General features: G+C 45.1%; 21 protein-coding genes. 1 reads left to right on the forward strand and 20 read right to left on the reverse strand.

Annotated elements, in window-relative coordinates; all coding sequences use genetic code 11:
* Window positions 1-38: 38 nt before the first annotated feature.
* The 16 genes from H8S18_RS02835 to H8S18_RS02910 all read right to left on the reverse strand — a co-directional run bounded on the left by H8S18_RS02835 (window position 39) and on the right by H8S18_RS02910 (window position 17,156).
* Entirely contained in the window at window positions 39-755 is a 717-nt protein-coding gene (locus H8S18_RS02835; protein WP_186856779.1) for an MBL fold metallo-hydrolase, read from the reverse strand.
* Window positions 752-1,276 (reverse strand): ECF transporter S component, encoded by a 525-nt coding sequence (locus H8S18_RS02840; protein WP_186856780.1) that lies wholly within the window; start codon window positions 1,274-1,276, stop codon window positions 752-754. The genes H8S18_RS02835 and H8S18_RS02840 overlap by 4 nt, the downstream gene beginning before the upstream one ends.
* A gap of 7 nt (window positions 1,277-1,283) precedes the next feature.
* A complete protein-coding gene (locus H8S18_RS02845) occupies window positions 1,284-2,726 on the reverse strand; it encodes a GerMN domain-containing protein (RefSeq protein ID WP_186856781.1) in 1,443 nt (480 codons plus the stop codon).
* 7 nt (window positions 2,727-2,733) lie between these two features.
* The gene (locus tag H8S18_RS02850) at window positions 2,734-3,714 is read right to left on the reverse strand and encodes a GerMN domain-containing protein (protein ID WP_186856782.1); all 981 of its coding nucleotides are present in this window, start codon (window positions 3,712-3,714) and stop codon (window positions 2,734-2,736) included.
* Window positions 3,711-5,090: a HAMP domain-containing sensor histidine kinase gene (locus H8S18_RS14575; protein ID WP_186856783.1), complete on the reverse strand. Its 1,380-nt coding sequence runs from the start codon at window positions 5,088-5,090 to the stop codon at window positions 3,711-3,713. The genes H8S18_RS02850 and H8S18_RS14575 overlap by 4 nt, the downstream gene beginning before the upstream one ends.
* A 49-nt stretch (window positions 5,091-5,139) precedes the next feature.
* The gene (locus H8S18_RS02860) at window positions 5,140-5,826 is read right to left on the reverse strand and encodes a response regulator transcription factor (RefSeq protein WP_207721627.1); all 687 of its coding nucleotides are present in this window, start codon (window positions 5,824-5,826) and stop codon (window positions 5,140-5,142) included.
* Between the two features lie 146 nt (window positions 5,827-5,972).
* Complete coding sequence (locus tag H8S18_RS02865; RefSeq protein ID WP_186856784.1) at window positions 5,973-6,740, reverse strand: ABC transporter ATP-binding protein; 768 nt, start codon at window positions 6,738-6,740, stop codon at window positions 5,973-5,975.
* A gap of 303 nt (window positions 6,741-7,043) precedes the next feature.
* On the reverse strand, window positions 7,044-9,056 hold the full coding sequence (locus H8S18_RS02870; protein ID WP_186856785.1) for an FtsX-like permease family protein: 2,013 nt from the start codon (window positions 9,054-9,056) through the stop codon (window positions 7,044-7,046).
* Window positions 9,046-9,813 carry an ABC transporter ATP-binding protein gene (locus H8S18_RS02875; protein WP_186856786.1) on the reverse strand — a complete coding sequence of 256 codons (768 nt, stop codon included), beginning with the start codon at window positions 9,811-9,813 and terminating at the stop codon, window positions 9,046-9,048. The genes H8S18_RS02870 and H8S18_RS02875 overlap by 11 nt, the downstream gene beginning before the upstream one ends.
* Window positions 9,814-9,989: 176 nt before the next feature.
* Window positions 9,990-11,006, reverse strand: a complete 1,017-nt coding sequence (locus H8S18_RS02880) for a sensor histidine kinase (RefSeq protein ID WP_186856787.1) — start codon at window positions 11,004-11,006, stop codon at window positions 9,990-9,992.
* A complete protein-coding gene (locus H8S18_RS02885; RefSeq protein ID WP_186856788.1) occupies window positions 11,003-11,674 on the reverse strand; it encodes a response regulator transcription factor in 672 nt (223 codons plus the stop codon). The genes H8S18_RS02880 and H8S18_RS02885 overlap by 4 nt, the downstream gene beginning before the upstream one ends.
* A 144-nt stretch (window positions 11,675-11,818) precedes the next feature.
* The gene (locus tag H8S18_RS02890; RefSeq protein WP_186856789.1) at window positions 11,819-13,273 is read right to left on the reverse strand and encodes a sensor histidine kinase; all 1,455 of its coding nucleotides are present in this window, start codon (window positions 13,271-13,273) and stop codon (window positions 11,819-11,821) included.
* A complete protein-coding gene (locus H8S18_RS02895; protein WP_186856790.1) occupies window positions 13,263-13,931 on the reverse strand; it encodes a response regulator transcription factor in 669 nt (222 codons plus the stop codon). The genes H8S18_RS02890 and H8S18_RS02895 overlap by 11 nt, the downstream gene beginning before the upstream one ends.
* 120 nt (window positions 13,932-14,051) lie before the next feature.
* The gene (locus H8S18_RS02900; protein WP_186856791.1) at window positions 14,052-15,539 is read right to left on the reverse strand and encodes a rhamnulokinase; all 1,488 of its coding nucleotides are present in this window, start codon (window positions 15,537-15,539) and stop codon (window positions 14,052-14,054) included.
* Window positions 15,536-16,168, reverse strand: a complete 633-nt coding sequence (locus H8S18_RS02905; protein ID WP_186856792.1) for a class II aldolase/adducin family protein — start codon at window positions 16,166-16,168, stop codon at window positions 15,536-15,538. Before H8S18_RS02905 ends, H8S18_RS02900 begins: the two co-directional genes overlap by 4 nt.
* Before the next feature lie 58 nt (window positions 16,169-16,226).
* Window positions 16,227-17,156 (reverse strand): 1-phosphofructokinase family hexose kinase, encoded by a 930-nt coding sequence (locus H8S18_RS02910; protein ID WP_186856793.1) that lies wholly within the window; start codon window positions 17,154-17,156, stop codon window positions 16,227-16,229.
* Window positions 17,157-17,398: 242 nt separating this feature from the next.
* Here H8S18_RS02910 and H8S18_RS02915 point away from each other — a divergent pair, with 242 nt between their 5' ends.
* Window positions 17,399-18,937 (forward strand): xylulokinase, encoded by a 1,539-nt coding sequence (locus H8S18_RS02915; protein WP_186856794.1) that lies wholly within the window; start codon window positions 17,399-17,401, stop codon window positions 18,935-18,937.
* Window positions 18,938-19,051: 114 nt separating this feature from the next.
* Here the strand turns inward: H8S18_RS02915 and H8S18_RS02920 are convergent, their stop codons facing one another.
* The 4 genes from H8S18_RS02920 to H8S18_RS02935 all read right to left on the reverse strand — a co-directional run bounded on the left by H8S18_RS02920 (window position 19,052) and on the right by H8S18_RS02935 (window position 23,122).
* On the reverse strand, window positions 19,052-20,221 hold the full coding sequence (locus H8S18_RS02920) for a Gfo/Idh/MocA family protein (RefSeq protein ID WP_186856795.1): 1,170 nt from the start codon (window positions 20,219-20,221) through the stop codon (window positions 19,052-19,054).
* 16 nt (window positions 20,222-20,237) lie between these two features.
* Window positions 20,238-21,098, reverse strand: a complete 861-nt coding sequence (locus H8S18_RS02925) for a sugar phosphate isomerase/epimerase family protein (protein WP_186856796.1) — start codon at window positions 21,096-21,098, stop codon at window positions 20,238-20,240.
* Between the two features lie 35 nt (window positions 21,099-21,133).
* Window positions 21,134-22,471, reverse strand: a complete 1,338-nt coding sequence (locus H8S18_RS02930; RefSeq protein WP_243165029.1) for a hypothetical protein — start codon at window positions 22,469-22,471, stop codon at window positions 21,134-21,136.
* 258 nt (window positions 22,472-22,729) lie between these two features.
* Window positions 22,730-23,122, reverse strand: coding sequence for a VOC family protein (locus H8S18_RS02935; RefSeq protein WP_186856797.1), 393 nt, complete (start codon window positions 23,120-23,122; stop codon window positions 22,730-22,732).
* Window position 23,123: the final 1 nt, after the last annotated feature.

A 23,123-nucleotide genomic window follows, 5' to 3' on the forward strand; every position in this document is an offset into this window, starting at 1 on the left:
CCCCAATCAACGGGACCGCATACTGCGGTACATTTTACTTATATATCATATTGTTTCATTTCTTTCACAACTTCCGTAGGCTTAAATACAGCTGTTGCTTCTTCCACAAGCTTTTCCTCCTGATAGGCAGGATTAATATGCGTAAGCAACAAACGGCCTACGCCGGCTTTCTGTGCCGTTTGCGCGGCCTCACGTACATACATATGCGGAAGCGAGCCTGTGTTTTCCTGTGCCGATAAAAAACCGCTGTCGCATAAAAACACGTCTGCTCCTCTGCAAAACTCCGTCAGATCGTCGCTGCGGCACGCATCGCCTGAGAATACAAAAATCTTTCCGGCGTCCTGAATTTTAACCGCATAACATTCTACCGGATGAATCGTTTTGCAAAAAGAAAGTTTCACGTTCGTCTCCGGAAGTAATATCTCCAGCGCCGCGGAAATCTCCGACGTATGAAAACATGGACAGGAATGCAGTATTCCATATTCCTTTTCCGGTGTGCGTGGAAGAAAAACCGGAATCACCATATCCCGAAGAGCGTAACGCAAAATAAACATATCGCTGCAATGATCGGAATGCAGATGTGTCAGCACAACCGAATCAAGCTCCTCCAGCCTGCAATATTCCTGAACACGCGAAAGACTCCCGCTGCCCGCATCAATCAATATCTTCTTTCCGCCACACTCCATCAGGTACGAGGTAGTCGCCCCTCCTTGTTTGGGATAAGGACCATATTTTCCAAGAACTGTAAGCTTCATGATGCTATCCTCAATTTCAGTTTATTTCTCATCATAAACATTGGATGGTAAAGTACCATGGCAAGTGCCGCGCCACATCCCGCCTGAATCAAATTCGGAATCAGCGTAAGCAAGGCTCCCCCAACGCCCACCAGGAGAGTCTCATATCCAAAATATCCGAAGGCCATTACGAGCGCAGCCGCCACGCATGCCATCGCGTATTGTTTGAACGAATCGCCTTTTTTTGTCATTGCACCGACAAGAAGCGCCATACATGCTTTAATCACAATCGTAGCCGGAATATAAACGGTAGATCCAACTGTGAGATCGGCGAGTCCGCTTCCTATTGCGGCAGAAAGCGCAGCGTAAGGGCCGCCTAAAATGAAAGCGGCACAATAGATAATCACATCTCCAAGATTAAAATATGCGCCCTTCACGGCGGGAATCTGAATTACAAGCAGCATTGTTACTACGTAAACCAATGCCGCCGTAACCGCTGTTGTTGTGAGTCTTCTTGTCTTGATGTCCATTTTTCTTTTCATGCCCCTCTTATTCGTCTTTAATAATTCCCGGATTTTTTAGCAACGGATCAATGATATTGATAATTCCTCCGCCAAGGCTCTCCACACGCTCTCCATCGAGTAGGAACTGTACCCGCTTGATGTTTTCGATATTTGTTAGCGTATTGACAATAGAATAAATCATCATAGATTCATCTTTTCTGCTGATCCCTTCCAGTTTTTCCGAAATAGAAGCATTAAAATCAACTACTGCTACATCCCCGGCCAAATAGACGTCATTAACATCTTCCATTGATATTCCCGAAAGAAATGCCGGGCTTACATCCTTATCATCCAGACCAGCCGGCCCGCGCATTAGCTCTGCAAGGATTTCTTCTGGATATCCCGCCGTTCCCTGCTCCACCATACGTTCTACACTCATAAACAGTGTATATGTGGAGTTGGGGAAATACAACAATATATCATTTCCGAGCAGTTCATCACTCATGGATTGCGTATAAATAACTGGCTCTGCCTGTGCGTTTCCATTTACATATATTTCTATCCCGTTTATATCCGGCATAAACCCGATTATAGTTTTCGCAAGGGCCAGTGCAGCAATTCTTTCCCCGTCGCTGAATTGCTGTGTAATCGCTACGGGCGCCTTATTAAAATTAAGCCGGACAATCTTTTGTCCATCTTCAAGCGTAACGATCTCTGTCCCCAGCAGCTCGGCGATTGTCTTATCTACAACCGGCATATGCTGATATGTATTCTCCGGCCCACGGATAATTGCCTGTACGACTGCGCCAATCATCTCCTCAGGTACGTTTGTTTCAAACTGGAAACTTCTCGCTTCTGGAACCAAAAATTGTTCTGTACGGTCTAAAAAATACAGCATAACATCCATGGAAGGTTTCTCCATGCGGGCCCGCTGTTCTATTTTTGTGATTTCCTCCTGAAGTGTTCCCTTTGGCTTTTGGAGAACGCCAACCGGCTGCCTCTCATATCCTGTTTGGATGCCATTAACAAAAATATTGATGTAAGATACACCTGAAAAATCTACAAGCGTTGACACGAGGGAGAGCTCCATCAATGCAATTTCTTCATCCGTCTTTTCTTCATCCGTTCCGAGAAATACATTGATCAAATTGGGAAGTATTTCAATTCCCTCATAAGAAAATCCTTCCGCAACCGGACCATACGTTTCCGTAGCAGGACCTTCAATAATCGCCTCGATAATCTTTTTTTCTGCACGCTCGTTTTGCCCCACCGACAATTTTCGCGTTTCCGCTGCAAGCGTCAGTTCGGATTTGGATTTATCAAGGAAATAAAGGGCTGGATTGATCACAATGCTCGGCTCCAAACTCACGGGCTGCATTACCGCTCCCGTTTCTGTATAATTTTCCTGTTGGTTGGTGTCCTCTCTTACGACGGAGCATCCCGAAAAAACCAAGACTGCCGCAAGCAGAAACAACAATATCCTCTTCATATATCACCTACGATAAAAAGTTCCGTTTGAATGTAGTATACGTCATCTTCCATACGTCATTTTCCAAAATCAGCCGTATCGGAACATTCGATATCGTTTTTGCATCTCCGTCACGCAATTTCAGTACATAGCTTGCCATGACCACTTCGGTCAGGTCGTCTGCACTTTGTATTTCATCTCCAATTTCAACATCCGAAACAACAAGTTTTGCAGTTGTAATTTCACTCTTGAACTCTTCAAGCGAAGGCTTATCTTCTCCATAGAGGTTTTTAAAAGAAATATACCTGTAAAGCGTATCCCACGACTTATTTTCAATGCAGTTCATAATTTCGCGCAAAGTATTGCGTCCATTCAGGTCGAGATCTCCCTTGCGCTCCAATGCTTCCGTGGCGCCCTCCCCGTCAAGTCCCGCTTCCTCAAGCGTCAGAGGCCGGCCAGTCCCAGTGCCATCGTCGTCAATATAAATTTGTACCCTCGAAAAGTTGCCCTGTTCCACGATTGTGTTCACAATCGAATAAGTTGCCAGCATTCTTCTTCGCGTTTCCTCGTAGGCTTCATTTTCCGCGCCATCCGCCGACGTATCCTCCGGCGGCGTCAAGAATTCCTTACTTAGGGTCACAGACAGAAATGTACCGTCCTGTGCGACGTTTACTACCTTTGTATTTGGATTGATCAGTTGGGTAAAATCGGCACGGGCTGTCGAGGGGCCTTTAATCAATTCTGCGATAATAGAAGCCTCAGAATTTTCGTTAATCGGAACGGAAAACACACGCACTTCTCCAATCAAAAGCGCCTCCTGCATATATCCAAAGTAAAGCCGCGCCGTTTCTTTGTCCTTGCTGACCGCTTCGGGCAGAGGATTAATCTGGATTGCCGTTTCCTCTGAAGCTGTTGCGGACGGTTCTGTATCTTGTTGTGCACATGCCGAGGCCCCAAGAATCAAAAGGCTGCAAAGCACAATACAAATCAATTTTTTCCCTTTTTTCATAATATATCCTCCGTATGCTGAACCAGCGGAACCACAAGAGTAAATACGGACCCTTTTCCCTCCTGACTCTCCACATCAACGCGTCCCTTGTGCATCAGAGCAATTCTGCGTACAATATGTAACCCAAGGCCCGTTCCTCCCGTTTCACGAGAACGCGCCTTATCCACCCGGTAGAATCGTTCAAAAATATGTTCCAAATGTTCCGGGCTCATTCCAACTCCATCATCCTCGATGCGGATAATGCCCTCGCCGCCATGATGTCTTGTAGACACAAATACGTGCCCGCCATCCCCCGTATATTTGATTGCATTTTCGATCAGGTTGTTAATTGCCTGGCGCAGTTTAAGCGGGTCGCACTCTAATTCAAAATCATCACCAAGATCCGTTCTGATTCGGATATTCCGCTCCCTTGCAATTGGTTCCAATGCATTTATACATTTATTGATAATAGAGGAAATGCGCACTTTTTCAAGGTTAATTGTGACGATGTCACTATCCATTTTTGAAAGCAGCAAAAGATCCGTAATCAGGCTGTTCATACGGTCGATCTCACCGTTGATATCACCTAAAAATTCTTTATATACCTCCTCTGGAACATTGTCCTGATATAACATGGATTCCACAAGAATTTTCATAGAAGCAAGCGGCGTTTTCAGTTCGTGGGACGCATCCGAAACAAACTCGCTCCTTTGCTGATCCATATTCTGTATCCGGCCGCACATCATATCAAAGGTTTGCGCCAATTCCGCAACCTCTCCTTTTCCGTGAATATTAGCACGCTGCGAAAGGTCCCCTGTGGAAATCTTCATGGCGACATCCGTCAACTTTTTAATTGGTTTTGTAATCAAATTTGTTGTAAAAAGGCTGACAATAATAATAATTCCGCAGGCAAGCAAAAAGATAGTGAGCGTTCGTTGCTGCAGTATGGCAGTCGCATCTACAACATCCTGAATACTGGAAGAATAGAGCACCGCTCCAATGATTTGTCCGTTATGAACGATGGAAGACGTACAATAAACCGCCCAAAACTCGCCGTCCGAATTATTAATGGAATGAAATCCATAGGAAGATGAGTTCTGTCCATACAAAATATCGTTCACTTCCCTTTCGGAAAGCCGAACGCCATTTAGTTCGGACGAGCTGTCAACAGCCACAATTCCCGAACTGTTCAATACCAGAAAACGTCCGCCGGAATCATTTTTATTGTTTACCACAATTTCATACATTGTGCCCGCATCATCATCCGAAAGGTAGGGCGCCACCTGAACTGCCGTGCTATTCGCTGTCTTTGTCAGCGCCGAAATACGCTGGTTTACCAAATAGTTTTCCACCAGCGATGAAACTGCGACGGACACAAGTCCAAAAACGATTCCCACAAGAATCAGATAAATAACAGCAAATTGCCATCTAATAGAGTATAGCAGCTTATTTGTTCGTAAAATAATAGCCAACTCCCCATTTTGTTAAAATATACTCCGGTTTTGCCGGATTTTGTTCAATCTTCTCACGTAACCGGCGAATATGCACATCCACCGTACGCAAATCGCCCTGGTGCTTCCAGACAAGTTCAAGCAGGGTGTTCCTATCGAATACCTTTCCCCGGTTCGTAATAAAAAGATTCAGCAAATCAAATTCTTTTGCCGTAAGATTGATATCCTCACCTTTGATTTCCACACTGCGGTTAATCAGGTTAACCTTCATATCCTTTACCTGGATTGTTTGCGTATCCGTGACTGCTTTCTGTGCTCCCGCGCGGCGAAGGATTGTCTTGATGCGTGCTTTGAGTTCCAGCATATTAAAAGGCTTTGTCATGTAATCATCAGCCCCGAATTCAAGTCCCATAATCTTATCCATATCCTCGCCTTTGGCGGTCAACATAATAATGGGCACCTCTGACACACTGCGGATTTTCTGGCATACTTCCATTCCGTCAATTTTAGGCAGCATTAGATCTAAAAGAATCAGATCATGTTTTTCCGGATCAAAAATATCGAGTGCTTCCTCTCCATCATAAGCAACATCAATCACATAGCCTTCCTGTTGTTCCAGATTAAAACGCAGGCCTTTTACCAAAGTAGGTTCGTCATCCACAATCAAAATATTTTTTGCCATAATGAACGCTCCTTATCAAGACATTAATTTATTATAGCATACCCATCATATTTTTGTAACATTATCTTACAGAAAAAGCGGCAAGAGCCGCTTTCAATGTGATCTTTATTCTTTTGCCATGAAAATAATGATTGTTGGCGAAGCATTCATCCCGCATTCTCCATATCTCCGCCCAACACCGATACGACATCCATCACCCTGCTAAAGAATGCGCTGCGCGTAAGTTCTCCCCGCCGGATTTCCGTAAAAATTTTCCCATCTCTCAAAAACAGAATACGCCCGCAATAGCTTGCTACAAACGCGTCATGAGTCACCATTATTATTGTGGTATGCAGCCGTTTATTCATATCGGAAAAACTCTCCAGCATCCTGCGGGCCGCACGTGAGTCAAGAGTCCCCGTGGGTTCATCCGCAAGCACCAAAAAAGGCTGCATGGCAATTGCCCTGGCGACCGCTATACGCTGCTTTTGTCCTCCGGAAAGTTCGCCCGGATATCGGTCCAAGAGATCGCTGATACCAAGCGTATCCGCCGCCTGAGCGACAAGCACCCGCAGTTCTTCGTATGCAATCCCGTTTACGGCAAGGGAAAGGGCAATATTTTCATAGGCGGTCAAGGAATCAATCAGATTAAATTCCTGAAACACAAAGCCCAGATGCTGCCTCCGGAACTTTGAAAGATGTTCCCTTTTCATTTTGGTAACATCAGTCCCATCAATATAAATATGCCCCGTCGTCACCGGATCGATTGTAGAGATACAGTTGAGGAGCGTCGTTTTTCCACTTCCGGATGGGCCCATAATCCCTACAAACTCGCCATTGTCTACACAAAAGCTAAGATTGTCGAGAGCCTTAGTGACATTTCTCCTGTTTCCATATATTTTTTCGATATCCTCCACACAAAGCAAATGTCCCATACTTTTGTCCTATGCCTTTTTATAGTCAGGAATGATTCCAAGCGCTTCGGTTTCGCTCATCCCGGCATTGACCAAAAAGAAGGCGCTCACCAAAACCATAACTGCGTAAAATATCCTCTTCACTTTCATCACTCCTTTTCCTTATTTGTTATTTTTATTATAAGCCGTACTTCTTAACGGAAATCGCCTAAAATTCTTACGATATTATTAAATCCATTATCCCAGCTATGGCATGCAAAAAGAGCGATATCCAGGCTGGATTCGCTCTTTTTGCATGTATCATAGTATTTATGGAAATTTTTGTTATTTTTCCCGAATAATCTTTTTGCTGCTGAAATAGGTCGCCAAGAAGTAGATTCCATAGATTACAGCAATAATCGCAAGTCCCCAAAATACATCCTGATAGACGTTTTCATACCACGCCATATTAATCATACTCATCAGGCCCTGTATTCCGAAAATTGCGTGGACTGCCGCTATAGCAAGCGGAATGAGGAAGTAAATTACAATCTGTTTCAACAGGGACCTGTTAATCATTTTTTCCTCTGTGCCAAGCTTCCTAAGCGTCGCATAGCGTTTTTTATTGTCGTTTGCAGCCGAAAGCTGTTGCAATGCAAGGATAACCGCCGCCGTCACCAGGAATGTGATGCCAAGATATATCCCTACGAAAGAAATTGTCACACGCAGGCCGATACTGGAATCCTGCGAGGTCAGAGCTGTCGTAAACCCGCTAAAAGGACGCTCCGGGTTTTCTTCCCGCAATTGCGATTGCAAAGCCTGCAGGGATTGGTCTGTTTCTTCCTTTGGCACACCATCGATGTAAATGCCGTCTACCATCACATCCCGGAGCTCAAAGCCTGCTACATCTGCGTCCGGATAGATAAAAATCATCATCGCGTTGGAGGCAGCGCCCATAATCCTTGTGTTTACAATGCGTATACCGTCAGGGCTAAGCGTATATTCTTTTCCGTTGGAATGGATTTTATTTCCATCATTTGAGAAATTTTCCAGGTTTTCCGCCAGCTTTTCATTATAAACCACCGCACCAACCTCATTTTCACCGACTGTGACCTCTGGTTCACCAATCAGGCGCAGGAAACTGTTAAACTGCGATACCGGAACCGCTCCCGCAAAGGAGTGGACATCCATATTGCCCGCCATTTCATTTGCTTGTGCAACATCGAGATATTCCGCAAAGTCTGCCAGCATATCTACATCACTGTCATAGCGCGCATATTCCGCCGTCTCTTTAAAAAATTTGTCAACCGGAATTCCATAGTCTTCAAGTGCCGCAACACCTCCGCCCGCATTTTCCACCTCGGCCGGTCTCATATAATATTCCGCATCAAACCTAATGTCCCGCCCGGCCTCTTTGTTAACCGCGGCAGATACGCCGGAACTGGCGCCCAGCGTCACCATTGTCACAAACAGCATCAGGCAGATAAGCGCCATCGATGTATGCGTCGAATTGATTTTGCTTGTAAGCTGCCTGGTTACAAACAGGTTAAGTCCCTTGTAATATTTCTTTTTGTTGCGGGACGCGATCTTATACACAAATCCTGAAAGTCCTGCGAACAGCAAAAACGTTCCCGGAATTCCAAACAGCATCACCAGCGGAAGGTACATAATCATCATCCCTTTGATAATCAGGTAATAGGCAACGATAATCAGGACAATCCCCGCAACTGTCATCAGAATAGAAACCCACGTTTTTTTTCCAATGACTTTTTCGTTTTCCACATCCGAATGAAGCAATTTGATTATCTTTTGTTTGGATACTCTGACTGCATTGAAAAGCATCACGCATAGGAACATAACGCCAAAATAAATAATTGATTGGATTGCCGCTTTCGATGAAAATACAAAAACATATTCCTTAAGCTGCACTTCAAACATTTTGGCCGTAATGAGCGACATGCCCTGTGAGAATAATATGCCCAGAAAAAGACCTGCGGCAAGAGCAATGATGCCCACGAGCAGCGTTTCCATCATCAGGATACCAGCCACCCGGCCCTTCCCCATCCCGAGGGTCAGGTAAATTCCCAGTTCCTTGTTTCTGCGCTTAATCAGGAAATTGTTGGCATATAAAATCAGTATTGCAAGCGCAACCGCAACAAATGTTGAAAACACCTTAATACTCTCCAGCATCATCTGTGCCGAGGTCGCTTTATTTTCGTTCAGGTCCATAATCGCCTGCTGCGCGTCCAGCGAGTTGAAAGCGTAGAAAAACATCACTGCAAACATCAGCGTAATAAAATATACCGCATAATCACCAACGCTTTTGCGGACATTACGGAAAGCTAATTTACACAGCATCAGCTACGTCACCTCCCAGAAGGGATACCACTTCTATAATTTTGCTGAAGAAATCTTTCCGGCTGTCCACGCCGCGCACCAATTCTGTAAATATCTTGCCGTCCCGCAAAAACAGAATGCGGCTGCAATAGCTTGCCGCAAATGCGTCATGCGTTACCATCAGAAGCGTAGCGCCAAATTTTTTGTTCATTTCTGTAAAATTTTCAAGCAACATACGCGATGATTTGGAATCGAGCGCGCCTGTAGGTTCATCCGCGAGGATGAGGGAAGGATTTGTGATGATCGCCCTTGCGGCGGCGATACGCTGTTTTTGTCCGCCCGACATTTCGCACGGATATTTATACAGCACGTCATTGATTTCCAGCGCTTTTGCAATGCTCTTAATACGCTCCTTGATCTGCCCATATCCTACTCCGCAGATTGTAAGGGCGAGCGCAATGTTTTCATATCCCGAAAGCGTATCCAGTAAATTAAAATCCTGAAAAATAAATCCGAGCTGGCGCCTCCTAAATTCCGCAAGCCTTCCTGCCTTCAGCATGGTGACGTCCGTATTGTTTACCGTAATATGGCCGCTTGTCACCGTATCAATTGTAGAAATACAATTAAGAAGCGTCGTTTTTCCGCTTCCGGACGGACCCATAATACCCAAAAATTCGCCCTTGTTAACATCAAAGTTGACGTCGTCGAGCGCCTTAGTAAGGTTGCCTTTTCCCCCATATATTTTTTCAACATTTCTGACCTTTAGCAGTGTTTCCATTTTTACCTCCCAATAGATGCTCATTCCAAAGCTCCTGACTGCATATATGACTTATTTGGATATCTTTTATCCTGCTGTAGTTTTATTATATGCAAGCCGGAAATAAGCGCCTATCGTTTCATCTTACGTCTTCCTTACAGTTTTGTAAGAAAAAGCCATCCAAACACCGCTTTGAATTATTGCATTTTGTGCATTGAACTTTCCGGAAAAACGATGACAACTGTTGTCCCCTTTCCATATTCCGATATAATTTTAAATCCATGCCCCAATTTTTCGCATAACCGGGCGCACAAATAAAGGCCCATCCCGGTGGATTTTTCCTGCTGCCTTCCGTTGGTACCAGTAAATCCTTTTTCAAACACCCTATCAACTTCATCTTCCGGAATTCCAATCCCGTTATCCGTGATGTTGAGAATGACGGCGTTTGGAGCTTGATGCGCCGCTATGCAAATCTCCGGATTTTCTTTATCGCAATATTTTACTGCATTGCCCACAATTTGGTTTAAAATAAATTCGATCCATTTAGCGTCCGTATTTACAACAAGATCGAGTCCGTCCATTTCAAACCGGATCCTGCGCTCGATGAATAATTTTGCATTCCTCCGTGCCACTGCATACACGACGTCTTTCAGGTCTGTCTTTCTCACCATATAATCTTTTTCGACCGCATTACTGCGGGCATAAAAAAGCACTTGCTCCACAAGGTTTTCAAGTATGTTAAGATCCTCCGAAAGTCCTTTTTCTGCAGGGATTTCCCTGTGATTTTCCAGTATAAGCCGGGAAGACGCAATCGGCGTCTTGATTTCATGTACCCACATCTCAATATATTCGCGGTATTCTTCCTGTGCCTTACTGTATTTCTTAATCGCTTCAAGCATTGCTTTATTCGAAATTCTCAGGGAATCATAAAGAATCATCCCTTCCTTAAAATCTGGTTTTTCCATGATTTCAGCAATTAAATTCTTTTGTTCAAGCGTATTAAGAAGTGATAAAAAGCCGTTATAAAACCGTCTGCGCCTAAAAAAATCCATAATGAGCGGGACGGAAAGGCAAGCGATGAAAATAGCTTCAAAAAAGATAACAATCATTGATCCTACGCCGAGCAAATAAAATAGCAGCGCGGTGGATGCAAGCAGCAATAAATCAAACAATAAAAAAAGCACCTTGTCTTTGAGATAATCACTTGGCTTCATTTCAGTAAATACCCCTGTCCCCTTTTCGTTTCGATCACATCCTTAAGGCTGGCTTCCTCCATTTTTTTGCGCAGGCGGTTCACGTTCACATTCAATGTATTTTCGTCCACAAACATATCGCTGCTCCATAGATCGTTCATTAGCTCCTCCCGGGGAACAATGCTGCCCGCATGCTGTGCCAGGGTGTTCAAAATACGCAGCTCATTTTTCGTCAGTTCAATTTCATATCCGTCGTATTCGATCAGGCTTTTGGAAAGATTCAGAACAAACCTGCCGCAATCAATTTTATCCACCGTATGATATGCCCGCTTCAATACAGAATGAATCCGCGCGAGAAGAATTTGGGTATTATACGGCTTTGTAATAAAATCATCCGCCCCCAAATTCATACTCATCAATTCATCCATTTCCGTATTTCTGCTGGTCACAATAATAATAGGCAGGGACGATCGTTTGCGTATTTCACGGCAGATAGAGTACCCGTCCACCATTGGCAGGTTGATGTCAAGCAAAAGTAAATCCGCTTGCTCTCGTATAATATCAGAAACCACATCCCCGTCAAAATCAGCGATAGCACCTATGGTATATCCATATTTTTGCAGGAAAGAAGTAAGCTCTTCCCGTATTTTCCGGTTATCTTCCACAATACAGATTTTCATTGAATCCATCCTTTCCTTCCATCTCATTATAGAAGAAGTAAGACGCTCGTTCAATGCGCTTTTCGCGTCTTAAAAGAAATTTAAACATTCCGTATCTTCTGAAACAGCCAACAAAAAAGAGCAGCCCTAGGGTTGCTCTTTCATCCTGCCGCTTTATTGCCTGTCTTCCGCTTCCGGCAGCCTGAACCAGAATGTGCTGCCTTTCCCCACTTCGCTCTCCACGCCATATTCCGCATGGTGCAGTTCCAATACACCTTTTACAATAGATAATCCAAGCCCGGTTCCGACAGAGGCCCGCTTATGGGTTTTATCAACCTTATAATAACGGTCCCATATATATTCAAGTTGGTCTTCGGCAATTCCCTCCCCGTGGTCCTCGACTGAAACCGTCACTTGCCCATCCCGGGTTTCCTGCCGGACAAATATCCTTTTATCTTTTTCTGAATAATTGATAGCATTGCTTAACAGGTTACATAGTACCTGACCAATTTTCACTTCGTCCCCCAAAACATATACGCCCCGGTCACAAACAAAACTGATACTGTACCCATCCTGCTCCACGAGTTTCACATAGCGTACAACAATATTGCTTATTGATTCCGTCAGGTTAAAACGTTCCATATTCAATTCCTGCGTCCCCGCCTGGAGCTTCGAAATATCCATCGCATCATTCACAAGCGTCGTCAGCCGCTTTGCTTCGTCGATAATAATCTGGATATTTTCCGGTGTGTTTTCCCCTGGAATGTCCCGCATCACTTCAGAATAGCCGATAATCATAGTAAGCGGCGTACGCAGGTCATGTGAAATGTTTGCCAAAAGTTCCCGGCGAAGTTTTTCTACTTTGGAAAGCTCCCGCGATGCATAATTCAGCGTATCCGCAAGCTCGGCAATTTCCCTGTAGCCCCCATCGTCAAAACAGACGTCATATTCCGCACGCGCAAGCTTTTTTGCCCCTTTATTGATTTTTACAATAGGGCGTGATATCCATTTTGAAATCACAAACGCAAGGAACAACGCACAGCCAAGCAGGATAATTGTAATATAGACAAGCTGGACACGCAAGGTATCCACCGTGGCGTCCACAGGCGTGATACGTGAAGTAAGTACCAATAAAATCGATGTCCCGTCTTCCGGCGTTACGATCTGTGAATAAATGAGTGTTTCAAACCCGTTCATATCGCGTGGCGGTACATTGTTGCCGTTGAACATCTGTTCATTATATTCAGGATTTTCTAATTTCTCCATCCTGAATATCTCCATCTTGCTCCCGCCATTTTCCTGCGTTTTCCGGGCCACTACAGCCAATTCACTCTGTGGGAGTTCTAGCATGGTATCCGTGCTGTATATCGTATTTCCTTCCATGTCCGCAATTTCAACACGCATATCGAAGCGGTCCCCGATCTGGTCGATCAACGTTTCTACGTTTTCATTGTCAATGTTCTGCGAAATAGTCTGTGCCGTCTTCTGGATTTCGCTCTTCTTAATAGCTTGATAAAAATCATCCAAAAAAACAATTTGAAACAGCCACAGGAGGACGATCATCGCTATTGCAAAAATCAATATATAGAAAAAAATTTTCCATTTTACACTCATTGTATCAGGCTTCAAACCGGTATCCCACTCCTCTAAGCGTTACAATGCAATCACGATATTCCTTCAAAGCGCTGCGCAGCAGCTTAATATGTGTGTCAAGCGTCCTGTCATCACCGTAAAAATCGTATCCCCATACTTCGGTAATCAGCTTCTCACGGGTAAGCGCAATTCCTTTGTTTTTTGCAAGATAATGTAAAAGTTCATATCCCTTGGGCGACAGCTCAATTTTTTCGCCATCCACATAGACCAACATGGCCGAAGTGTCGATTACGAGCCCGCCAAAGACCATCTTTTCATTTTCCGGTACGCTCCGGTGTGAGCGCTGCAAAATTGCATTAACGCGCATCATTAATTCCTTGGGCGAAAATGGTTTCACCACATAATCGTCGATACCCAGTTCGAAGCCATGAATCCTGTCGTATTCTTCCCCCCGCGCAGAGAGCATCAACACCGGAATATCCTTTGTCTCCCGGATTTTACTGCAAGCAGAAAAACCGTCGAGTTCCGGCATCATGATATCCATGATAATAAAATCATAGTCGTGATCGCGGCACATGACCACCGCTTCCATTCCATCTTTTGCCTCTTCAACCTCATATCCTTCAAACTCTGCATATTTGCGGATCAGGGACCGTATATTTTCCTCATCGTCTACAACTAAAATTTTGTACATATATTTCACCGCCATGTGTTTACTTTCTGTTATTTTATCTGCATAATGTGAACACCGCGTGACAGAAAGCTGTTTTGTATCAAAAAACGGCCCCGGACGGGACCGTTTTCAGCAGTTCAATTAAGCCTTCCCAATATCTCGCAGGAATTTCTGATAGTTCTTTTCGAACTTTTCATCGCCGCTTGGCTGATATGTCTTTATCCCACAGGAAGCCGCGCAAACCTGCCGCGCTTCTTTCAGGTCCTTCAGCATACCGCGCCCTATCCATTGCGTAAGAATATTCCCGATTCCCGTTGCGTCAGCCGGCCCCGCCTTCACAGGTTTGTGCAGATAATCTGCAGTCAGCTGATCCAGAAAAGCATTTTGGCTTCCGCCGCCAATAATGTGCAGGCAGGGAAATTTTTTGCCCGTCAGATATTCGATATTGTCAATTACATAACGATATTTACACGCAAGGCTCTGCGTTACAATGCGCACGATTTCAATATCATTTTGAGGCGTATATCCCTGTTCCTGCGCCATCTGCGCGACAACCGCCGGCATATTGGCAGGTTCAAACAGCCTGTCGTCATCCGGGTCGATGAATACCGTATCGCATGTGGTCACTTTGCTTGCTTCTTCAGCCAGTCCTGCAAAATCATAATTCTTACCCTGCAGGTTCCACATGCGCACACACTCCTGAATGATCCACAAACCCATTACATTACAAATATAGCGGTTGCGCCGGTTAACGCCGCCTTCATTTCCAAAACCGAGCTTCATGCTTTCTTCAGTCATGATATTCTTGCGGAGTTCCGCGCCCACAAGGGACCATGTCCCGCTCGAAATGAAAATAAATTCTTCATCGTCCGCCGCCGGAGCAGCTACGACTGCCGAAGCCGTATCATGGGAACCTACCGCATAAATTTCCGCAGAAGGCACTTGCAGTTCATCCGTCACATCCTTTGCGATCTCGCCAACTTTATCTCCCGCGTATACGATCGGCATAAAAATTTCCTTCGGCAGCCCATACGCGTTAAGAATATCATCATCCCACTTGTTTTCTACAAGGTTGTAAAGGTTCGATACGCTCGCAATCGTGTATTCCGAATACTTTTTCGCCCCCAGCAAATGTGAAAGATAATCCGGGACAAAAATAAGTTCCTTTGCAATCCCGAGGATGTCCGGATCCTGCTCCTTTTCCGCAAGCAGGTGATAACTGGTTTCAAAGCGCTGGAATTGCTGGCCCGTACGCTTATATACCTCATATTGAGGCATCAGCTCAAACGAACGTTCCACCCAGCCGAACGTCCGGCTGTCGCGGTAATTACGCGGTGTTCCAATCATTGTACCGTGCTTCGAAACCAGTGCATAATCATTGCACCATGAGTCAATCGCAATCGACGTAATCTGCCCGTCAAACTCACGTTGGGCAAACGCATATCCCATTTTAATTTCATCAAAAATGCGTAGGAAATCCCAGTAAGCTTTTCCTTGGGCAAGCACGATTTTATTTTTGAATTTGTGCACCGGATGAATTTCGGCTTTTCCGTCCTTCAGTTCGCCTACAAAAAGCTTACCGCCGGAGGCACCAAGATCAACCGCTAACGCCAATCCTTCTTTTTTCATTCGTGTAAATTCTCCTGTGCCGCATATACTGCCGGTTTGAAGATGTTCGCCATTGCGTCGTATTCTACGCGTTCCACAATGCTGTATGCTTTGTTAAGCGTAGGGCCGGCCGCTACGATGCCGTGCTGCGGAAGAATACCTTCCAGCCCCATTTTCTGGGCACGTTCACGGTTTTTCATAAAATATTCATTGGTACGGATTGCCAGTTCTTCAGAGTAAGCCCACGCCTGATGGATTACGCCGCAATCCCCCATTTTCATCGTCGCTTCCGTTACGGACGGAATCGGTTGGCTGAACGCCGCAAAGCACATGGAAAACTGCGGATGCGCATGGATCACCGCTCCAAATTCCGGGAAATTTTTAAGCAGCATCGTGTGCATCCTGCTTTCACGCGAGAGCTTATCCGGCCCTTCAATAATGTTGCAGTCATAGTCAATAATCATCAAGTCTTCCGGATTCAGGCGGCATCTGTGATGTTCCGACATCATAGTGGGCGTGATTAACACACGATTTTCCGCAACACGTTCGGAAAGGTTTCCGCCTGCCGCATTGGTGAGTTTACGGTCATACAGGAACTCAATGATTTCGAGCATTTCCATCCTTTGTTTCATATAAGATAATTCTGCCATTTTAATTGCCTCCCAGCATAAACTTTATATTTCCGGCATAGCCGGATTTCAATTTTCGTTAACGGATGACTTCAATCTTTACGTCTTTCATCCATTCCTTAGCTTTTTCAATATCAAAGCCAACCGTTTTATTGCTTGCCGCACAGGTCGCAGAGAGCGCCGTCGCATATGCAAGCATGTCCATGACTGGCATCGGGTTGCATTCAAGTCCATAAATGAGCCCGGTCAGGAGCGCGTCCCCGCATCCGGCCGTATTGCCAACCTGGACTTTCAGCCCATGTCCGCGGTAAATCTTTCCTTCATAACGGAATACCCATCCGTCTCCGCCCATGGAAACCATTACAACCGGGATGTCCGGAATCTCGCCAAGCGCAGCAACTACATCGTCCACATTTTTCAAATCGCGTCCGACAAGCTCTGAAAGCTCTTCAAGGTTTGGTTTAATCAATTCCGGATGATACTTGAGTCCTTCTTTCATAAACGCACCTGAGCTGTCAAGGTACAGCTTAAGGCCCATTTTCTTTGCAATTTCCAAAAGTTTTTTCTGAACGTCCTTATCGTCTACGTTCGAAGCGTCGCCTGCAATGATTAGCGTGTCCCCCTTCTGCATTTGGGCTTCCATCAGCTCCAGCAGCTTTTCTGTAATTTCCTGCGTCAGAGTCTCTCCCTTACCGCCAAGAAACGTGCAATTTCTTTCTTTATCAACCACCAGATAGTTGGTACGTGTTTCAGGCGTCTCATACCAAAGATAGTGCGTATCCGACCCGGATTCTTTCAAAACATCGATTACTTCCTTCCCACAACTGCCGAAAGAAACGCCAAACGTACGGTTTGGTACGCCAAGCAGTGAAAAATTATACGCCAAATGCGTTCCTTTCCCGCCCAGGCATTTTTCTTTTTTTTGAATACGGTTCATGCAGTTTTCCTGAAAAGATTCGATGTAGAGAATTTCATCCATCGCCGGATTTAAAGTAACTGTGTTGATCATGCGATTCTCCCTTTAAATTAGAAATTTATACCTCATTTATTATAATACGGAAGCAAGTTTGCGTCAAATTTTGACGCTCAAAAAAACGCCAAAATACAATGTGGTTTTTTGTTCGTTTTATTCTGAAAAAATAAATTTTTTTTGAAAAAATATTTTCATTTTTTAATCGTTATCTATTGAAACCACGGAAATGATTTATTATAATAAATCTGTAACAATACTATCTTGAATGGAGTCTTCTCATGAAAAAGTATATTATTGCATATGATTTTGGAACAGGCGGCATCAAGGCTTCTCTTTATACCGCTGAAGGCCTTTCGCTTGCCTCCTCCTTTGAGCCTTACGACACGATCTACCCGCATGTCGGCTGGCATGAGCAACGGCCCGGCGACTGGTGGAAATCCATCTGTGTGAGTACTCAGCGCTTGCTTGAAAAATCGAGAGCGGATAAGAATGAAATTGAAGGCCTGGCAATCTCAGGCCACAGCCTTGGCGTTGTGCCGGTCGATAGAGATGGAAACCTTCTGCGGGAAACGGCACCGATCTGGTCTGATACGCGTGCGCAAAAGGAAGCGGACGAATTCTTTTCCTCGCACAGCAAGGATGACTGGTATATGATGACCGGAAATGGATTTCCCAGCCATCTATACTCTGCCTTCAAACTGATGTGGTACCGCAAAAACGAGCCAGAAATGTTTGGCAAAATTGCCATGGTCCTGGGAACAAAGGATTATATCAATTACCTGTTGACCGGTAAAATGTATACCGATCATTCCTATGCTTCGGGCATTGGTTTTTATGACTTGAAAAAAGGTCAATATGACGCATCTTATATGAAAGAAATGGGGCTTCCGGCAGAAATCTTTCCCCAGATCGTCCCGTCTACTGAAATCATTGGCACCTTAACAAAAAAAGCCTCCGAAGAAATTGGTTTGCCTATGGATGTCAAGGTAGCCTGCGGCGGTGTAGACAACTCATGTATGGCGCTTGGCGGTCGCTGTATTGCAGACGGGCGCGCTTACGTATCTCTTGGTTCCTCGGCATGGAATGTGGTGTCGAGCCATGAGCCAATCCTTGATACCAAACTGTCTCCTTTTGTATTTGCGCATTGTATTCCCGGCTTGTTTGTTTCGGCAACTTCCATTTTCTCGGCTGGTTCTTCCTTCCAGTGGGTCCGCAACCAGCTTTGCAAGGATATTATGCAAAATGCAGGAGCTAAAGATCCTTACGTATTGATGAATGAGCTCGCCGCACAATCGCCGATTGGTTCCCACAAGCTCCTCTTCAATCCAAGCCTTGCAGGCGGCACAGGTGCAGACCTCACCCCGAATATTCGCGGTGCTTACATAGGGCTTGATCTGAAACATACGCAAGCGGATCTGATCCGTTCGGCAATGGAAGGAATTTCCCTTGCACTACGTATCGCGCTTGATTATATGAAAACCATGACTACGCTTCAGGATGAAATTCTGTTCGTAGGTGGTGGTGCAAACAGTCCGTTATGGCTGCAAATGTTTGCCAATATCTATGGTATGGATGTTATCAAAACAAACGTTGGCCAGGAAGCCGGTTCCTTGGGCGCTGCAGCAATTGCAGCCGTTGGCTGCGGCATGTGGAGTGATTTCACACCCATCGATCAAATCCATAAAATTGAGAGCGTAAGCCACGTCGATCCTGCGGCACAGGCCGAATACAATAAAATTCTCGGCGTCTATAAGGAAGCCACCGATTATCTCGCCAAAATCGGTGATAAACTGTACGCGCTCGATATCGAAGAATAAATTTAGCATAAAAGAGCGCCTTTCAAAAACAGTATAAAAAGACGCACCTGAAAGGATAACGGAGTGTAAGGATTATCTCTTTTCCAGATGCGTCTTTTTTATGTTTCCTGTTTCTTATTTGATTTCGGAAACCTCAACACGCCGTTTTTCTTCGCTGGACAGCGCCGCCGCTTCAAGCGTGCGGATAATCTTTTCGCCATCGTGGAAATTCGGCTCGATCGTCTCGTTTTTCTCAACGGCCTTCAGGAAATCCGCCATCGCGTGTACAAACGTATTTTCATAACCAATTACATGTCCTGCCGCCCACCATGCACCTGCATACGGATGCGTCATGTTCGTAACAAGAATCGTCTTGTAACCCTGTTCGTCGGCTGGATCTTCAAGATTCAAATATTGCAACTCATTCATGCGTTCAAAGTTAAACGTGAGCGCTCCCTTGCTGCCGTAAACCTCAAATGTATTATAGTTTTTGCGTCCTGCCGCAAATCTGGAAGCTTCAAAGGAACCAAGTGCACCATTTTCGAATTCAGCGATCATAAAGCTTGCATCCTCAACTTCAACCTTCCCTTTTTCGCTGTTTACTTCGCCGCCCGCAGTGAAAGTTGCCGCACGCTGTCCCGGAAGCGGACGTTCTTCAATGAATGTCTTGTTAACCGCCGTGACTGCTTTTACTTCGCCAATCAGGTATCTGGCAAGATCGATCGCGTGGGAACTCAGGTCAAACAACGGACCGCCGCCCGCGAGATCTTTTTTAAAGTGCCATGTCAGCGGGAAATTTGGATCCATGACCCAATCCTGCAAATATGCACCCCTCCAGTGATAGATCGTGCCAAGTTTGCCTTCGTCAATCATTTGCTTTGCAAACGCAATTGCCGGCACCCTGCGGTAGTTATGGTTTAGATAGTTTACCACGCCAGCCTTGTCCGCCGCTTCCGCCATTTCCTTGGTCTGGTCATATGTAACTGCACAGGGCTTCTCACAGAAGATATGCTTTCCTGCTTTCGCGGCCGCAACAGCCATATCTTTATGGATGTAGGTAGGCGTTACGATATCCACAATATCAATATCATCGCGGTTAATCACTTCTTCCCAGTTGGTGGAAATCTCTTCCCATCCCCACTTTTCAGCAAACTCTCTCGTCAGTTCTTCGTCCGTTCCGAAGTTTACTTTCAGTACAGGTTCATAATCTACATCAAAAAACTTATTGACAAGCGTCCATGCATAGCTATGGGCTTTTCCCATAAAGCCGCTACCCATTAAGGCAATGTTCAATTTTTTCTTCATAGCAAATCTCCTTTGTTTATTTCAATGAATCGCCGATTTTGCGAAGATTCTTTACACTGATACCGACTGCTTCATCTTCAAAGCCCGCCCAATCGCTGTGCGGATGATCGATTTCTACGGCAAGAAATCCCTTATAGTTATTTTTGTGAAGAATTTCAGCCAATTTCTGATTATCAATGAGGCCCATTCCTACTGGAACACCAGCAAAGAAGAACCAATCGGTGGGGTTTGCGGAAGGCTCAATCTTCAGGTCCTTGATGTGTGTCGCAAATACGTAGGGAGCCAATTTTTCCATGCCTGCAATCGGGTCGTCAAGCAGGCGCAGGAAATTACCGGTATCGAAATTCACGCCGAAGTTCGGGGAATCCACCCCTTCGAGAATCTGGTAAATTTCATCTGCCGTAAAGTCGATGTGGTTCTCAACAGCCATTTTCACACCGTTGTCTTCCGCAATTTTGACCGCTTCTTTAAATTGCTTAATCAGTGCCTTTACCTGCGGACCATGGTCTTCGTGGCGAAACATCAGACTGGAACCGGTGACACGCATCGTATCCGCGCCGATCATCCTCGTGCAGGGAATCAATTTTTTCATCTCTTCAAAGGCCTGCGGGTTCCCGCCTCTTTCAAGACCATCGGGATGTCCCCACGCAAATACACGGTCAAAACCATATTCGTCAAGCTGCCCTTTTAGTTCTGTAAGGTAAGCTTCATCAAAGCTCGGAAAGAAGCAGGACTCCAGCGAAACCCCGTCAACATCAAGCTCTTTTGCACGGCGCAAAAAATCTTCCATCGTCATGTTCTTTTTTGGCGCTTCCTGGTCGTCGTATACCTCTCCGAAGAATCTATGGTAGCAATAACTGTCAATACCTATTTTCATGTTCTTATCCTCCTTTTTAGCGTATATTTTTACTGTTATAAAACAGTGGGTTTTAAACCAAATACTTTAGCCATCTGGAGTAATTCTACTTTCCAATTACCCGACATCACAATAGCGTGATGCGAACTCAGGCTTTCCATTACCTTGTGCCCATCCTTATAACGGATCAGTGCTCCATTCCGGCAATCACTGCCCGGATACTGTACATAATCTTCAATCTCGGCCTCGATGATAACAATATGCTTCATATCCGCTGCGACTTTAGCCAGTGTAGCAGGCCCCTTCGGCAGCTCACAGTCAACGACAACCGCATTATCATCTACAATTTCAAGGGCCTTCGGCCGGAGAATCCAACGAGAACAGAACTGACGCGCAACAAGTCCGAAATATCCGCAGTGAACAACAAGAGCATGGTTGTCCGGATCCTCGATGTCCGGGAACTTGTCAATTTTTTCATGTGCGAGAGCCGCCATTCCAACGAGGAACGGATATACATTGCTCATCATGAAAGGAGCTTTCAGAGACTGGTAGATCATATAGTTGGAAAGCAGCGTAAGCGTATCGCCTTCGCAAGCAAAAATGATACCGTCGCGCTCAAACAGCATATTCCATGCAAGGCAGGGCGTACTATCCGAATAAAAGCTTTCGTTCAGACAGTTGCAGCCGATGCCGACTACGTTGCCCTCCTTTTCACATTCTGCTTTTGCGGCAATATACAGTTTTACCGCAGAAAGGAATGATTTCTCCGTCAGGTCTTCCGCCTTGTTGATATCCCAGTCGGCGCTTATCTTGCGTGCTTCGTCATCCGGTATGGCTTTTGCATCTTCCGCCAGCTTTTTCCAGCTCTTGTGGATTAACTTCATACCAAACGTATCCGCCATCGTTTTTGTCGCTTCATCTTCCCACCAATAGAAGCGCTTGAAAATATAGGCCTGCATCCCCTCGCCCGGCGTATCTTGGAACATCAGGAATTTTACGCCCTGCTTGAGCTGTACTTTCGCGGCAATCGCGCGGATGACAACCTTAGCCAGTTCGATGTTGTAGGGTGAAAAGACGTTCATACCCTTTTCACGGAGATAATATACAATTTCCCAGTCCCACATTTCCACCGTTCCAAATTTCGATGTCAGTACAATCATCGGCAAGTCGTACTCTTTCAGGCTTTCGCTTTCCTTAAATGCCGCACCTATAAGCTGCGGAAACACAACTGCGTCTGCTGTTTCCGGCAAGGCGTTTCCTACACAAACCGGTTCAAGAAATTCGGCAACATCGCCGTACATTTCCTTGAGCCTGTCAAGCTGTTCCTGGAACTCCCCCCGTTCCCTTTCATTTGCCGCATCAAAATAGAGCGGCGCCAAACGTGCTTTCATCATAACAGGTTAACCTCCCTCATTTTTTCTCAATTGAGAAATCATTCCAAATTTATCTTATTGCTCATTTTATCCTCTTAATTATAGCACCAAATAACAAAATCATCTACTTCAAACAATAGAATTCGATAACAAATTCGCAATAAAAAGCTAATAAAAAACAGCATCCAACACTAATATATTTTTATTGTAACACAAAACGAAAATAAATCAATGGATTTAACAAAAAAAGCCACTGTTTCCAGTGGCTTTTTGACAAGCCTACAATTCTGCGCAAATCTCGATTTCCGTTCCGTCCGGATCTTCAATCAGGCATACGCGTACACCGAGATGAGGAAGGCTCTCTGGACCATAGCGAATCGGCACGTTATTTTCCTTCAAATAGACAGCCCATTCGTCAACATCATCGACTCCCATTGCAAGGTGCCGGTACCCAAGATCGCTATCAGCGGTTTCCTTCTTTGCGCTGGCGCCATGATAATCAAAAAGTTCAACCCTGGAATTTTCTCCAAGTTGCAGATAGTAAACGTCATTGTTGCCATTATCAATCTTTTCCTGCAAAACCGGAAGCTTCAACAAGTCGCGATAAAAATGGAGCGCCTTTTCCATGTCGCTGACGTTGATTCCAATGTGATCCATCCCTTTTATTTTCATA

The sequence above is a fragment of the Christensenella tenuis genome (genome assembly GCF_014287795.1).
GTDB classification, from domain to species: Bacteria; Bacillota; Clostridia; order Christensenellales; family Christensenellaceae; genus Christensenella; species Christensenella tenuis.